This window comes from Rhodopila sp. (assembly GCF_965276935.1).
Lineage (GTDB): Bacteria > Pseudomonadota > Alphaproteobacteria > Acetobacterales > Acetobacteraceae > Rhodopila.
Genome location: NZ_CBDIBS010000001.1, coordinates 537493 through 552937, shown reverse-complemented (window position 1 = coordinate 552937; position 15445 = coordinate 537493). Strand labels below are relative to the sequence as shown.

13 protein-coding genes are annotated in these 15445 nt (G+C 62.7%); 7 read left to right on the top strand and 6 right to left on the bottom strand.

Annotation, left to right across the window (positions count from 1 at the left end; translation table 11 throughout):
* Window positions 1-65 precede the first annotated feature (65 nt).
* Both hpnH and ispH read right to left on the bottom strand, forming a co-directional pair.
* Window positions 66-1226 (bottom strand): adenosyl-hopene transferase HpnH, encoded by a 1161-nt coding sequence (gene hpnH / locus ACQY4S_RS02500; protein WP_428483611.1) that lies wholly within the window; start codon window positions 1224-1226, stop codon window positions 66-68.
* Window positions 1227-1285: 59 nt separating this feature from the next.
* A complete protein-coding gene (gene ispH / locus ACQY4S_RS02495) occupies window positions 1286-2215 on the bottom strand; it encodes a 4-hydroxy-3-methylbut-2-enyl diphosphate reductase (RefSeq protein ID WP_428483610.1) in 930 nt (309 codons plus the stop codon).
* Window positions 2216-2563: 348 nt separating this feature from the next.
* Between ispH and ACQY4S_RS02490 the strand changes: the two genes are divergently transcribed.
* The 5 genes from ACQY4S_RS02490 to hpnK all read left to right on the top strand — a co-directional run bounded on the left by ACQY4S_RS02490 (window position 2564) and on the right by hpnK (window position 9249).
* A complete protein-coding gene (locus ACQY4S_RS02490) occupies window positions 2564-3430 on the top strand; it encodes a polyprenyl synthetase family protein (RefSeq protein ID WP_428483726.1) in 867 nt (288 codons plus the stop codon).
* Between the two features lie 30 nt (window positions 3431-3460).
* Window positions 3461-5425 carry a 1-deoxy-D-xylulose-5-phosphate synthase gene (gene dxs, locus ACQY4S_RS02485; RefSeq protein WP_428483609.1) on the top strand — a complete coding sequence of 655 codons (1965 nt, stop codon included), beginning with the start codon at window positions 3461-3463 and terminating at the stop codon, window positions 5423-5425.
* 290 nt (window positions 5426-5715) lie between these two features.
* The gene (gene hpnI, locus ACQY4S_RS02480; RefSeq protein WP_428483607.1) at window positions 5716-6915 is read left to right on the top strand and encodes a bacteriohopanetetrol glucosamine biosynthesis glycosyltransferase HpnI; all 1200 of its coding nucleotides are present in this window, start codon (window positions 5716-5718) and stop codon (window positions 6913-6915) included.
* Window positions 6912-8339 (top strand): hopanoid biosynthesis associated radical SAM protein HpnJ, encoded by a 1428-nt coding sequence (gene hpnJ / locus ACQY4S_RS02475; RefSeq protein ID WP_428483606.1) that lies wholly within the window; start codon window positions 6912-6914, stop codon window positions 8337-8339. Before hpnI ends, hpnJ begins: the two co-directional genes overlap by 4 nt.
* Before the next feature lie 79 nt (window positions 8340-8418).
* Entirely contained in the window at window positions 8419-9249 is an 831-nt protein-coding gene (hpnK, locus tag ACQY4S_RS02470; protein WP_428483605.1) for a hopanoid biosynthesis-associated protein HpnK, read from the top strand.
* A 56-nt stretch (window positions 9250-9305) separates the two neighbouring features.
* On the opposite strand, the gene ACQY4S_RS02465 is transcribed toward hpnK, so the two are convergent.
* The gene (locus tag ACQY4S_RS02465; RefSeq protein WP_428483604.1) at window positions 9306-10142 is read right to left on the bottom strand and encodes a hypothetical protein; all 837 of its coding nucleotides are present in this window, start codon (window positions 10140-10142) and stop codon (window positions 9306-9308) included.
* Between the two features lie 575 nt (window positions 10143-10717).
* Between ACQY4S_RS02465 and ACQY4S_RS02460 the strand changes: the two genes are divergently transcribed.
* Together ACQY4S_RS02460 and ACQY4S_RS02455 are read left to right on the top strand one after the other, a co-directional pair.
* Window positions 10718-11848 (top strand): hypothetical protein, encoded by a 1131-nt coding sequence (locus tag ACQY4S_RS02460; protein WP_428483603.1) that lies wholly within the window; start codon window positions 10718-10720, stop codon window positions 11846-11848.
* 27 nt (window positions 11849-11875) lie between these two features.
* On the top strand, window positions 11876-13132 hold the full coding sequence (locus ACQY4S_RS02455) for a hypothetical protein (RefSeq protein ID WP_428483602.1): 1257 nt from the start codon (window positions 11876-11878) through the stop codon (window positions 13130-13132).
* A gap of 159 nt (window positions 13133-13291) precedes the next feature.
* Here the strand turns inward: ACQY4S_RS02455 and ACQY4S_RS02450 are convergent, their stop codons facing one another.
* The 3 genes from ACQY4S_RS02450 to phoU form a co-directional block, all read right to left on the bottom strand.
* On the bottom strand, window positions 13292-13795 hold the full coding sequence (locus ACQY4S_RS02450) for a flavin reductase family protein (RefSeq protein ID WP_428483601.1): 504 nt from the start codon (window positions 13793-13795) through the stop codon (window positions 13292-13294).
* Between the two features lie 145 nt (window positions 13796-13940).
* Window positions 13941-14657 (bottom strand): phosphate regulon transcriptional regulator PhoB, encoded by a 717-nt coding sequence (gene phoB / locus ACQY4S_RS02445; protein ID WP_428483725.1) that lies wholly within the window; start codon window positions 14655-14657, stop codon window positions 13941-13943.
* A gap of 67 nt (window positions 14658-14724) precedes the next feature.
* Window positions 14725-15441, bottom strand: coding sequence for a phosphate signaling complex protein PhoU (phoU, locus tag ACQY4S_RS02440; RefSeq protein WP_428483600.1), 717 nt, complete (start codon window positions 15439-15441; stop codon window positions 14725-14727).
* Window positions 15442-15445: the final 4 nt, after the last annotated feature.

The following is a 15445-nucleotide window of genomic DNA, read 5'->3' as shown; positions in this document are numbered from 1 at the left end:
CCTGAGCAGGTCGGATGCTAACCCTAAACAGGCTGCCTTTCCTGTGTGACAGTCCGGCCGGCCTTTCAATCAGCGGCATCGGCAACTTTGTCGATCGGTTTCTTTTCGGCGCGGATACGCTTCAGGGCCTGCTCCACATGTCGGCCGAAGACGTATTCCGCTGGTCGCTGCTGATCCAATGAGACGTCCGGCGCCATCGGCCCGTCGGTGCGGATCCCCCGCATCACCTGGGCGGCAGCGCGCCACGGCTTGCGGACGGTTTCCGCCACGGCGCTGGCTTCGTATCCGGAATGTACCATGCAATCGGCACATTTTTCGTAATTGCCGGTGCCATAGCGATCCCAGTCCGTGGTCTCCATCAATTCCTTGAACGTCTTGGTGTAGCCCTCGCCCAGCAGATAGCAGGGGCGTTGCCAGCCGAAATAGGTGCGCGTCGGATTGCCCCACGGCGTGCAATGGAATGTCTGGTTGCCTGCGAGAAAATCCAGGAACATGGACGACTGGTTGAACGCCCATTTCTTCTTTGACGTGCCTTGACCCTGACGGCGGAAGATACCGCGAAACAGTTCCTTCGTCTTCGCCCGGTTCAGGAAGTGCTGCTGATCCGGCGCCCGCTCATACGCATAGCCGGGTGACACCGAAATTCCGTCGACGCCCATTGCCATCACGTCGTCAAAGAATGCCGCGACCTTCTCCGGCTCCGCGTTGTTGAACAGCGTGGCGTTGATGATGGTGCGAAACCCGCGCCGCTTCGATTCCGCGATCGCGGCGACAGCCCGGTCATAAACGCCAGTCTGGCAGACCGAGATGTCATGCTCGGTCTTCCCGCCATCCAGATGTACCGACCAGGAGAACCACTTGCTCGGCTTGAACAGGTCCATCTTCTTTTCGAGCAGCAGCGCATTGGTGCAGACAATGACGAATTTCTTGCGCGCGATGGCGCCCTGCACGATCTGGTCGATCTCCCTGTGCAGCAGCGGTTCGCCACCGGCGATGACCACGACCGGTGCATCGCATTCCTCGACCGCTTCCATGCATTCGGCAACCGAGAGGCGCTGGTTCAGGATCTCGGCCGGGTAGTCGATCTTGCCGCACCCGGCACAGGCCAGGTTACAGCGGAACAGCGGCTCCAGCATCAGCACCAGCGGGTAGCGCTTGCGACCGATCAGATGCTGTTTCACGACATAGGCCCCGACTCGCAGAGCCTGGTTCAATGGAACGGACATGCTGTGCTGCTTCCTTCTGCGCCCATGACGTATGCGCCTATGAAATACGCGCCCACGAATTATGCGTCCGCGAGTTCCGCGGGAAAGCGGAATCGGACATCCTCGGCCACCCCGTGCTGGGTGGAGATTTCAATGTCGCCGAACTGGCGCAAGCCCTCTAGCACCCCTTGCACCAGCGTCTCCGGCGCGGACGCCCCGGCGGTGACACCAACCGAAGTGATCCCCTCAAACCACTCAGGCCGCAGCGCCCCGGCGTCATCTATAAGGTAGGAAGGCTTGCCCAGTTCCACGCCGATTTCACATAACCGGTTGGAGTTGGAGGAATTCCGCGACCCCACGACAAGGATGATATCGACCGCGTGCGCCAGGTCGCGCACCGCCTGCTGGCGGTTCTGCGTCGCATAGCAGATATCGCGCACGTCCGGCCCAACGATGGTCGGGAACCGCTCGTTCAGGGCGGAGATGATGCCGCGGGTATCATCGACCGATAGCGTCGTCTGGGTGATATAGGCCAGCTTGTCCGGGTCCTTCACATCCAGCAGCGCCACATCATCCACCGTCTGCACCAGGTGGACCTTGGCCGGGACCTGACCTATGGTGCCTTCCACCTCCGCATGGCCGGCATGCCCGACCAGCACAATCTCGCGATCCTGACGGGCGTAACGGCGGCCTTCGTTGTGCACCTTGGCGACCAGCGGACAGGTTGCATCGATCACCGGCAGTCCGCGTTCGGCGGCCGCCTGCTCGACACGCTTGGCCACCCCATGCGCGGAAAACACCGTCATCGAGCCGGCCGGAATTTCGTCCAGTTCATCGACGAACACCGCGCCACGGGTGCGCAGATCCTCCACCACGTGCCGATTGTGCACGATCTCGTGGCGCACGTAGATCGGCGGCCCGTATTTCTTCAGCGCGCGCTCGACGATCTCGATCGCCCGCTCCACACCGGCGCAGAAACCCCTGGGCTGAGCGAGAACGACACGAATCATCCGGCCTAAACTCCGATGTGATACCCGACTGAACGGGCGGCATATGGCAGCTAACCTATCCTGCCGCAACGCCGCGTGGTTTTTTTGCTGGTGCGGCAAATGTGCGTTGCCCGCGCGGGTCCGTCCAAACACGGCCTGAAAGCCGCGCCGGCACCATTATCTCATCGTGTAGCCAGTGGTACTTATGCAACATTTGCCGTGATCGCGCCTTGATGGGCATGTGCGATGGAACACGACATGATAATCGAGGAAGCACTGGCTCCGCTTCGAAGGAGTCGCTGGGTCACGAGGCTGAGAGTGAAGCCCACGGGAACTGAAAGCTTGACGGATACCGATCTGACAACGGCGATGACCCGTATCGCCGAGCTGGTAGAGCAGGCGCTCGATGGTCTGCTGCCGCGGATCGAGGGGATCGAGGGCCGTCTGGCCGAAGCGATGCGTTATGCGACCTTGGGTGGTGGCAAACGCCTGCGTGCCTTTCTGGTGATGGAGAGCGCCGCGATGTTCTCGGTCGCGGAAACCGCTGCCGCCCGGGTCGCCGCATCAGTTGAAATGCTGCACGCCTATTCCCTGGTGCATGACGACTTGCCGGCGATGGACAACGACGACCTTCGGCGTGGCAAACCGAGCACACACGTGGCTTTTGATGAGGCGACGGCGATCCTTGCCGGCGACGCCTTGCAGACCCGAGCGTTTGAGGTGCTAGCCGAGGCCGCAACCCATTCCGACCCGCTCGCGCGTTGCGAACTGGTCGCCGCTCTGGGGGCTGCCTCTGGCGCGAAAGGCATGGCGGGGGGCCAGATGATCGACATGGTAACGGAAAACGAGGTTTTAAGCGCCCCGACCGTCACGCGGCTGCAGGCGCTCAAAACCGGCCGGCTGATACAATATAGTGCGGAAGCCGGCGCGATACTGGGCAAGGCGTCCCAGCACCAACGGCACTTGCTGGCGGCCTACGGACGCGATCTTGGGGCGGCCTTCCAGATCGCGGACGACCTGCTGGATGTCGAAGGCAGTGTCGCGGACATCGGCAAGACCACCGGCAAGGATCAGGCTGCCGGCAAGGCGACAATGGTGGCGGTGCTTGGCATGGACATGGCGCGCGCGCATGCGGACATGATGGCGCGACAGGCTGCCGATCATCTGCAGGAGTTCGGCGAGCGTGCGGCCAACCTTCGTACCCTCGCCGCTTTCGTGGTGGCTCGGCGAAGCTGAGCGAGAACAGGAGTTGAGATGAGTCCCGTCATGACACCGCTGCTCGACCGGGTTCGCTATCCGGACGATCTGCGCAATTTCTCCCCTGAACAACTCCGTCAACTCGCCGATGAACTGCGCGCGGAGACGGTGGACGCGGTCTCGGTCACCGGCGGCCATCTGGGCGCCTCGCTGGGTGTGGTGGAACTGACCGTCGCGATCCACGCTGTCTTTGATACGCCCACCGACCGGCTGCTGTGGGATGTCGGCCATCAAGCCTACCCGCACAAAATCCTGACCGGGCGGCGCGACCGCATCCGCACCTTGCGCCAGGGTGGCGGGCTGTCAGGCTTCACCAAGCGATCGGAAAGCCAATACGACCCGTTCGGCGCCGCGCATTCCTCCACCTCGATCTCCGCCGGCCTAGGCATGGCGGTGGCGCGTGACCTGAAGGACGCCCGCTACCAGTCCGCCACCGAGGCGGAACGCGAATGTCTGGGATTGCGGCCGGATCAGCGCAACGTGATCTGCGTCATCGGTGATGGAGCCATGAGCGCTGGCATGGCCTATGAGGCGATGAATAACGCCGGCGCCCTGCGGTCGCGGCTGATTGTCATCCTGAACGACAACGACATGTCGATCGCCCCGCCGGTCGGGGCCATGAGCGCCTATCTGTCGCGTCTGATGTCCTCGCGCAGCTTCCTGTCGCTGCGCGAACTCGGCGCCAAGATGGTCAAGCGCTTCCCGCGCGGCCTTGAACGCACGGCCCGCCGGGCGGAAGAATATGCCCGTGGCATCCTGACCGGCGGCACGCTGTTCGAGGAGATGGGCTTCTACTATGTCGGCCCGATCGACGGCCATAACATCGACCATCTGCTGCCGGTGCTGCGCAATGTGCGTGAAGCCGAGGAAGCCGGCCCGATTCTGGTCCATGCCATCACCGTGAAGGGCAAAGGCTATGCGCCGGCGGAAAAGTCGGCTGACAAGTACCACGGCGTGTCGAAGTTCAACGTCATCACGGGCGAGCAGGCGAAGGCCCCGCCAGGCCCACCCGGCTACACCAAGGTGTTCGCTGATGCGCTGATCCAGGAAGCCACGCGCGATCCGACCGTGGTGGCCATCACCGCCGCGATGCCGTCGGGCACCGGCCTGGACAAGTTCGCGAAACTTTTCCCGAACCGCAGCTTTGATGTCGGCATCGCCGAACAGCATGCGGTCACCTTCGCCGCCGGCCTGGCAACCGAGGGAATGAAGCCGTTCTGCGCCATCTATTCGACCTTCCTGCAACGTGCCTACGACCAGATCGTGCACGACGTGGCGCTGCAATCGCTGCCGGTGCGCTTCGCCATGGATCGCGCTGGCGTGGTGGGTGCCGACGGAGCGACCCACGCCGGCAGTTTCGATCTGGCCTACCTCGGCTGCCTGCCGAACATGGTGATCATGGCGCCGTCCGATGAGGCGGAACTGGTGCATGTCGTCGCCACCGCCGCCGCCATCAACGACCGGCCGAGCGCCTTCCGCTATCCACGTGGCGAAGGCACGGGCGTGGCGCTGCCAACCGCCGGCGAGGTATGGGCATTCGGCAAGGGGCGGGTGATGCGGGAAGGCACCAACATCGCCATCCTGTCGCTGGGCACCCGGCTGGGTGATGCGTTGAAGGCGGCGGATGAACTCGCCGCCCGCGGTTATCCGACCACCGTGGCCGACGCCCGCTTCGCCAAGCCGATCGACACGGCGCTGGTTGAACAACTTGCCCGCCACCATGAAGTACTGCTTACAATAGAGGAGGGTGCGATTGGCGGCTTCAGCGCACAGGTGATGCAGCATCTGGCCTGGAAGGGCCTGCTGGAAGGCGGCCTGAAGATCAGACCGATGGTTCTGCCGGATGCGTTCATCGACCACGACTCGCAGCCGAAACAATTGGCCGCGGCCGGTCTGGCGATCAAGGATATTGTCGCGGCGGCACTGGCCGCGGTCGGCATTCAGGCGCCGCGCTCGGTATCAGTAAAGGCTTGACGTCATGATGACTGGGCTGACCCGGCAGCCCGTGGTTTCCAAGGCGAACGCCATCATGGCGGACGCGCCGCCAGCATGGCCGGAGAGGGACCTGCGGATCGTTGTCGGTCGTCTGCCGACAAGCCGCCTACGTGCTCAGGCGACGAAATGGCCTGGCTCGTTCGCCAGCCGCTATAACATCTTGGTGCAACGGTTGTGGGTTCCATCAATCTAACACGAGGCAACGCCGCAGTCTTGATCAGAAACCTGCACCACAAGGGCTCCGATTTGTCTGAAGGCGCATCAAGCGCGTGATAGGCGTGCTGGCTGGCATCTGTGCGGTGCTGACCTGTGTCGGCTTGGTTCAGGCGTTGGTTGGGTCGCGGCTGGTCGCGTCGTTCGCTGCCCGGACCAAGAAGGCGCCATCCCGTCGTCCTCCGGTGACCGTGCTGAAACCGCTTTATGGCGATGAGCCTGCATTGGAGGCGGCATTGGCCACCTTTTGTCGGCAATGTTATCCGGATTTTCAGATCGTGTTCGGCGTGCAGGATCAGGCCGACTCGGCAGTTGGGGTGGTTGCACGCCTGCGTGTGCGGTTTCCCGATCGCGACATCACTCTGGTGGTCGACCCGACCCGGCATGGTTCAAACCTCAAGGTCGGCAATCTGATCAACATGTTTCCGACCGCGCGGCATGACATCCTGGTGATCGCGGATTCCGACGTTCATGTCGGGCCAGATTACCTGGAAAGGCTGATCGAGGCACTTGCACGACCGGGCGTCGGCCTTGTCACGACCTTGTATCGAGGCTTTCCAGTCCTGCCCAACCTGACCGCCGCGCTCGGCGCCATGCAGATCACGCAGGGTTTTCTTCCAGGCGCGTTACTGTCCCGAGCGATGGGGCGGCGGGACTGCCTGGGTGCGACGATGTGCCTGCGACGGGACGATCTGATCCGGATCGGCGGGCTGCACGCACTGGTAAACCATCTGGCCGATGACAACGTGCTGGGCCAGCGGATCGGTAGCCTCGGCCTTGATGTCGTGCTTGCCGATACCGTGCCGCTGACCAGCGTGCCGGAGGTTCGGCTCGGCGCGCTGTTCCGGCACGAGTTGCGCTGGGCGCGCACCATTCGGACCTTGGAACCGATTGGCTATCCGATCTCGGTCCTGCAATACCCGCTGTTCTGGGCGCTGCTGGCAATGCTGCTCGCCGGATCGGTCTGGTCACTGGCGTTGTTCTGCCTTGCCTGGCTGCTGCGGGCGCTGGTCGCCCTGCGGATCGACAGCGCACTGGCGGGCCGGCGCGGCCTGTATGACACGCCAGCCCTTGCGTTCTCCTGCCCGGTCTGGCTTCTGCCGGTGCGAGATGTCTTGTCTCTGGCCGTGCTGGTGGCCAGCTATGGCGGGCGCCGGGTTGACTGGCGTGGCCATGATCTGTTGGCGGATACGCCGCCGCCCGTTGCTCAATCCACCCTGTCGGTCCGCCCGATCGAGGAAGTAGACACGCGATGATGAAGACCCTGTTTCTGCACCCGCCTTCGTTTGACGGGTTCGATGGCGGCGCTGGCGCCCGCTACCAGGCCAAGCGGGAAATCAAATCGTTCTGGTTTCCCACCTGGCTGGCACAGCCCGCAGCCCTGGTGCCCGGCAGCAGGCTGATTGATGCGCCGCCCGCGGGCATCAGCCTGGAAACTGTCGCAAGTCAGGCGCGCGATTACGAGTTGTGCGTCATGCACACCTCCACCCCGTCCTTTGCCTCCGACGTCAAGGTGGCCGAGGCGTTGAAACAGGTTAACCCATCGCTGAAAATCGGCTTCGTCGGCGCCAAGGTCGCGGTGCAGCCGGCCGAAAGCCTGGCGCAAGGCAGCGTGATCGACTTCGTCGCCCGCAACGAGTTTGACTTCACGTGCCGGGAAATCGCCGAGGGTCGCGATTGGGGCGGGGTAGACGGGATCTCCTACCGCAACAAGGCAGGCGTCATCATCCATAACAAGGATCGCGCGACCCTGGAGGATATGGACCAGCTTCCCTTCGTCACCGAAGTCTACAAGCGCGATCTGCGCATTGAGGACTATTTCATCGGCTACCTGCTGCACCCGTACGTGTCGCTCTATACCGGCCGCGGCTGCAAATCGCATTGCACGTTCTGCCTGTGGCCGCAGACCGTCGGCGGGCATCGTTACCGGGTGCGTTCCCCAGGGCATGTCGCCGAGGAAATTCGCCAGGCAAAGCAGCTTTTTCCGCAGGTGCGTGAATTCTTCTTCGACGATGACACCTTCACCGACAACCTGCCGCGCGCCGAGGCGATCGCGCGCGAGCTGGGAAAGCTGGGCGTTACCTGGTCATGCAATGCCAAGGCGAATGTGCCGCGCGAAACCTTGAATGTGTTGAAGGACAACGGCCTGCGGCTGCTGTTGGTCGGCTACGAAAGCGGCAACCAGCAAATCCTGCACAACATCAAGAAGGGCATGCGGATCGAGGTCGCCCGCAAGTTCACCACAGACTGCCATGAACTCGGCATCAAGATTCATGGTACCTTCATTCTTGGCCTGCCTGGCGAGACGAAGGAAACCATTGAGGAAACCATCCGCTTCGCCACTGACATCAACCCGCACACCATACAGGTGTCCCTCGCCGCGCCCTATCCCGGCACGTTCCTTTACAAGCAGGCGGTCGAGAACGGCTGGCTTGACGCCGATCACGCCGAACTGGTGGATGACAGTGGCGTGCAGATCGCCCCGCTGCACTACCCGCATCTGTCGCACACCGAGATCTTCGACAATGTGGAGACGTTCTACCGGCGGTTCTATTTCCGCGCGCCGAAGATCGCCTCCATCGTCAACGAGATGGTACGCAGTCCGCAGATGATGAAGCGCCGGCTGCGAGAAGGGGTCGAGTTTTTCCAGTTCTTGCGGGAGCGACACAAGGCCGCCTGAAAAAGCCGGCCGGACCCCGCGGCCGGCGTAGCATGCACATCCATGCAGCACCTTGTCGTATACGCGTCGGCAGGACCGCGTGAGGGCAGTCACGTTCTCCGCCGACGACTTCGGGCTGACCGAATCTGTCAATGAAGCTGTTGAACGGGCCCACCGGGATGGCATCCTGCAAGCCGCCAGCCTGATGGTTGCCGCCCCAGCGGCCGCCGACGCCGTCCGTATCGCCCATGCCAATCCAGGGCTGCGGGTTGGCCTGCACCTCGTGGTGATCGAGGGTCCTGCCGTGCTGCCGCCGACCGCCATCCCGGACCTGGTTGACACCGCGGGTCGATTTTCCTCCAATCAGCTTGGTCTCGGCATCAAGTACTTTGTTCGCCCCGGTATCCGGCGGCAGCTTGAGGCCGAAATCCGCGCCCAGTTCGCCGCCTTCGCCGCGACTGGCCTGACGCTGGATCATGCCAACGCGCATAAGCACATGCACTTGCATCCGACGGTCGGCGCAATGATGCTGCGCATTGGTCAGGACCACGGCCTGCCGCGCATCCGTATCCCCGCCGAACCGCCCGCGGTGATGGCGCGTTGCGGAAGCCCCGCCACACTGGGCGACAGACTGCTCTATCGCTGGACCAGCATCTTGCGTCATCAGGCGTGTGCCGCGGGGATCGCCACCAACGACCACTGCTTTGGCCTGGCCTGGAGCGGCCACATGACCGGCGACCGCATCCGCCGGCTGCTGGCCGAACTGCCCGAGGGGGACAACGAAATATACTTTCATCCAGCCGCTCGTCGGGATGCCGTACTGGATCGTCTGATGCCGGCCTATGAGCATGAGGCGGAGCTGGCGGTGCTACTGGACAGAGAGCTTGACGATTGTAAAGACGATCCGCTGAGTCGCTTTGTCAGCCCATGAAACGCATCGGGCGGACCAGGCTTCCCAGGCATTTCAATCCATTTTAGGAACGACGTCTACCACTTTACGCCGGGCGGCGTGCCCTGAACTGGTGAACTGCGCGAGGTGCGAGACACAGACGTGGCCCAAACTTGTCCCGCCTGGGGTCCCGTACGCGCGAGGGTCATCAGCCTGTCAGTGGCGGAGGGCGCCTGATCCGAAACCGGGTTGCCTTGTGACAGACCCAGTGTACGTTGCGCCATATCGCTGATCGCCTTGACCGCTAGGGCTGCCTCGCTTGCCATCTTCAGGGAAAACGTTGTCGCTTCCTCGGCGAACTGCCGCAGGTCGCGCGATAGTTCCACCGCGACCCGGTTACCCGCCGTGCCGCCGGCCGCCAGGGCGTCGCCACGCTCCGCCAGGCCGGTGGCCAACGCTCCGATGGCATCGACATCCTTCAACATGGCGGTGTTCGCCTTCAGTCGCGCGGGCAAGGTGTTCAGGGTGACGGACAGCGGCTGAAGGATAGCCCGGACCGCTGCCGCGTCGGGGAGGCTATCGATCTCACGGGTCAATCTGGCAATCTCTGCGGAATGTGCCGCGATCGCCTCGGCCACTTCCTTGCCGAGCAACGCTTCGCTTCCAGCCCGTACTGCGGCATCGATGGCCTGTTTCGCGAAAGTTTTGATTTCGCCGACAAATCCATCCATCGTACGTTGTAGATCCTGGCTGTTCAATTTGTTCAGATCCCAGGACCTTTGCGCGATCGCTTCGGCACGCGCCGCCAGTGTGGTGATTTTCGTCGCGATGGCATGTTGCGACCGCATCCGGTCGGCAAGTGCCGATAAGCCGCCAGACAAGCCAATCAGGATCTGCCGCTTCGCCTTGACGTCGGAACTCGCGTTCTCGTTCACCGATCTAATAACCTGGTAGAGGCCTCTTTTGGCCTTGAAACCCCACTGGACGAGTTACTCTGGTGCGTAAATCTTAACAACCGGTGAAGTATAGGACGACATCCGCAATAAATCTTCGATGCCAACCAAGATCGATTTCGATGCACTGATACAACCGGCCTAAACGTTTTCGGTCGGCGCAACGGCCTCATCTGTCATGCGGACCCGCGTCGGCATGATGAGGTGGCGCCGCCGATGTGGCACGGCTTCCACCGGTTGGTATGGCAGCCGTTGATCGCCAAGCTGCCCGTCGCTGACATAGCGCTTTCTTGCCGCTCGTTAAGGCTTGGTAAAGGATTTCGCTGCATGAGGAACATTCGTTTCTTGATCAGGCGATTCGTGCCAATAACTGATTTGGACCTTGGCCTGTCTTCACCAACGAGCGTCTCCATCGACGGAACGCTCGTGATCGGCTGGCCTTGCATCTAAACCGACCATCGCTGGGAGGATTGCTCGATCGAATACAAGTTTGCTGACCCATACAATCGTCCAGCCGCCGATCGTTCAACACCGCCAACCAGCCGGTTGATGCGCGCATGAGTAGATCCGTACGAGAAACCGATGTGCGGGGTGTCAAACAGTACCACCCGGCCACGTTCCTGGAACGCGGCGTTGCGGTGCCCTTCACCACGCCGCTTCTCTGCGGCACCCGTGCTCGGCCAACCGAGCGCGGCGGCATCGAACTCGTTACCCCCAACCCGTCGGGCGGACGCGGGGTGTACATCATGTCCTGGTCGAGCGCATCCTCGCTGTGCCGGCCCACCCTGCACGACAAGGTGTTCAACGAGCGGATCGCATCGCTTGTCTCCGTCACGCCGGCGGCGATCCGCGGGGTGGCCAGGGCGCTCGCGGCCGAAGGCTTGGCTGGGGAAGAGGCGATGGAGGCCGGGCTGGCAGCAACCAATCTCGACAAGAAAGATCGGGTGGTCACGAACTACCGACTTCTGATGAAGCTGGTGGAGCAAATCGCCCAGGCTAAGGCACCCCCATTCACGACCGCGGGTCCCAATGCGCCCGATGCGGCGAGTCAGGCGCGCCTGTCTGTTGAATGGGTAGCACCGCGTGTCGGACGTTCGACAACCTGGATGGCCACTGCTCTAGAAGACCTGGCGGAGGTGATGACCGCGATCGGCTTTGGCACGACCGATACGAACGCCAGGATTCTGCGTCTGATTACTCTCCTGCAACAGACCCGATTGGGTGTGGCGGAATGGAGCGGCGCCCATCCCGAGGATGAACTGGCGGCCTACGGCCACGCGATCTGCACGCTGGCTGATCTGACACTGTCCCTGGCCGGAACGCTGTTGACCGCCGCGCAGGCATTGATGACGGACATGGTGGACATGCTGCGACGCTGGGCGGCTGATCCGACCAGGATCATCCAGCTCACCGGACGGCCTGACTGGTTGCTCGATGGATGGGAGCAGATCTGCCAGATCTGGACCCATGCTCAGGATCATGCAACCCGGCGTGCGGCCTTGGTCGAGATCGTCGGGCTGCTGCCGGTGCTTCCCAAGGAGGTGAACGAGTGGTGCAGCGATGTTCCAAGCCTGACCAACGCCCTCCAGTTCCGCCGGTTGATCCCGCTCAATGAGGATTGGCGTACTGGCGAGGTGGTTCATCAACTGATTGCCCGCAACGAGCACTTTCGTGCGCTTTCCTACTGAACCCGCCCTTCCAGGAGCTCGCGACTGATGGCAAACGGCTCTGGCCCACCGGCTCAACAGGCCGTTCGCGCGTTGCGTCGGGAACTGCCGGAAGCCGACGATGCGAAGATCCGGCGCATCACCGCCATCCTGGATGGCGTCGCCGATCCGACTGTCAACCAGGCACTGCTCGATCCGCTGCGTGGACGCCTGGCATCGCTGAAGCCGGCTCGCCCGCTGCGTTTCGGCCGGCTGCTTTTCATTCCTATCGATCCGGTTGTCGTGCTGCCGGCCCGTTGGAAGCCGGAAGCACCTTGTGTCCCGCGCAGTGTCCTGGGAACGCTCGCGAAGCTGGTTCGAGACGGGCTGGGACAAGAGGCGCTCCTGATCGAGAAGGCTATTTCCGGCCACGATACCGAAGCAAAGCAGGTAATCACCCAGGTCGGCCAGACGTTATGGCCTCGTGCCGCGGCTATTCTGGCGGAGGCGCCATGCCCGGCTGGCTGGTCCTCCACCGGTCTGACAACTGAAGCCTATCCGCCCCTGGCGCAGGCCATTGCCGCCGTGCTTCGTCGTGCCCACCGGCTGCACGCGCTGTCGCGGGACTGGGACGTGGGAGCGCTCGAAGCCGAAGAGACTGCCGTCGAAGATATCATGGGCAACATTGCCAGCGAGTCGCCCCTTGGTTGCGCCATTGTGGTTCGGCTGATCCTGCTGCGATCCCCCCAGGCTGTTGGCCTGCTGCGGCGCTTTGTGTGCGGCAACCACAGCCGGACCGACACGATCACGCTGAACCAGGCCATGGCGCGTGGGACCGACGACGCGTTGACCCACATGGAGAGCGAATCAGGTTTATCCGAGGAGATCGGCCGCGATGGCCTGGCGGGGGCGGTGGAGCAGGTACGTCGGACAATGGCTCTGCTGCGGGACATTGATGAGGACCCGGCTGCCGCCGCGCAACGGCCCCGCCTGAGGGCCATCCGCCAGACGCTGGACAAGGCTTGCAAGGAACGTTTGCAGGGCGGCATCCATGAAGGGCTGGTGACGCCGCTTGCCAATGCAACGAATTTGATGGACGGGGCGGATCAACGCCGGCTGGAAATCTGCGCCCGTGATCTGCGCGCATTGGAAACGGCAGCGCGAAAGCTCGGCAGTCCGGCCAGCTACGACCGTCTTCTGGCGGACGCCGCGGATGTCGTCGAGAAGTCGGATGCGCTCACCGCGCTACGCAAGGTCCGGCTGGTCGAGATGCTGGCCGGTCCCGACGCCGCTGAGGCGCTTTACCGGAAGACGACAGCACATTGAGAAGGCTTGCGAAGATGGATCATACCGTCTGCGGGGGCGGTCTGATGCCAACCATCGCAGGTACTGGCCGGCGTTCGTGCGTGACCACGGGCGCAACTTCATGACGAAGGCGCGCCGACCGGTCACTACTTTCGGCGACGCACCCGCGGGTAGCCCTTATCAGCCGCCGTAATAGACGTTGTCCCCAAGGTCCTTCATCTCCAGGATCGCCGCATCCGCCTGACCCGCCGGAGCCTTGGTCACATACGCTTCGGTCACCTCACCCACCACGATATGGTGATCGCCGAGTTCGAGGACCTCTTTGACCGAACATTCCACTGCCGCGATGGCGGCATCCAAAATCGGCGTGCCGCTGGTGCCAGGATGAAAAGACTGGCCGGACAGCTTGCCGTCTTCCAGCATGGCCGGTTTGGAGAAGGTAAAGGCAATCGCCTTCTGCTCCTTGCCGAGCATGTTCAAGGCGAACTTGCCGGTGCCCTTGACCACGGTGTGGGCGCCGGAGTCAGCCTTTACGCCAACCACGACCAGCGGCGGCTCGAACGACCCCTGCGTCACCCAGTTCACGGTGGCAGCGCCGATATTGCCCTTTCCGTCGTTGGCGGTCAGCACGTAGATCCCATAGGGGATCATGCGCAGGGCGATCTTCTTGGCATCAGCATCCATTGTTTGCTCCCGGTTCCCGATTTTGACGACGTTGCAACGCCCACATCAGCAAATCCGCAGGGGACGGACGACGCACCGGCACACATAAGAAGTCTATCCTGACTGAACAGGGCATCGCCCAGAAGACGAGCGAATACGGCCTGGACTACAGCGGCTCGGTGTCCAGCGCGTAACCCGCGGTCCGCACTGTCCGCACCACGTCCATCTCGTTCTCGCCGTTGATCGACTTGCGCAATCGGCGGATATGCACATCCACCGTTCGGGGCTCGACATGGATATCGGGGCCCCAGACAGCGTCCAGCAGTTCCTCACGGGAGAACACGCGCCGCGGATGCTGCATGAAGAATTCCAGCAGTCGGAACTCGGTCGGCCCGACATGCACGCGGCGGCCATTGCGGGTAACCCGGTACGACGCCAGATCCATCTTGATATCATGAAAGCCGAGCAGCCCCTTGACCGGAACGGCGTTCGAGCGCCGCAGCAACGCACGCATCCGCGCCAGCAGCGCCTCGATCTTGAACGGCTTGGTGATGTAGTCGTCCGCGCCGGTATTCAAGCCGCGCACCGCGTCCTGGTCGTCGGTGCGCGCGGTGACCATGATTACCGGCAGGTCCCGCGTCGCGGCCCGCCTGCGGATCTGCCGGCAGACCTCGATCCCCGACAGCACCGGCAGCATCCAGTCCAGCAGCACCAGGTCCGGCTGAGTTTCCGCGATCCGCGTCAGCGCTTCCTGCCCGTCACCGGCCTCCTCGACCCGAAAACCCTGTTTTTCCAGGTTGTAGCGCAGCATTGTCAGCAGCGGCGCCTCATCCTCGACGACAAGGACAAGCGGCTTGGGCAGGCTGGATACACCGTCAAGCATCATCCCCTCCGGTTTGCTCAAGCGCACCGGCGGCGCGCTACATTGTTCAGGCTTACCCGATCAAGCATCATTCTTTCGCGCGAACGACAGCATAGGCCGAGGTGTCGCCTTTCGGACGCGTATCGGGCAGCACCTCACCCACCACCGAGTAGTAGACCGTTTCCGCGACATTGGTGGCGTGGTCGCCAATCCGTTCGAGGTTCTTGGCGATGAACAGCAGATGCGTGCAGGGCGTGATGTTGCGGGGATCTTCCATCATGTAGGTGATCAGCTCGCGGAACAATGCATTGTAGATATCGTCAACCACGCGGTCCGACCGCCATACCTCGATGGCCTTGTCGGTGTCGTCGGTGCTCATGGCGTCAATGATCGACTTCAACTGGTCCTGCACCATGTGCGCCATGTGCGCCAGTCCGGCCAGCGAGTAGGGCAGGGTGTACTGCCCCAGCACGATGCTGCGCTTGGCCACGTTGGCGGCGTAATCGCCGATCCGTTCCAGGTCACCGGTGATCTTCAGCCCGGCGACGATCCGCCGCAGGTCGCCCGCCATCGGCTGGCGCAGGGCCAGCATGCGTATGACGAACTGCTCGATGTCGCGTTCCAGCGCATCGACCTTGGGGTCGACCTCCACCACCGCAGTAGCGGCCACGGCGTCGCGGTTCATGATCGCCTCGGCCGCCATCGCAACCTGGTTTTCGACAATGCCGCCCATCTCGGTCAGCATGTCGCGCAGCCGCTTCAGCTCGTTGCCGTAGCTCTTGACCACATGTTCCGTGTCGGACATCCGG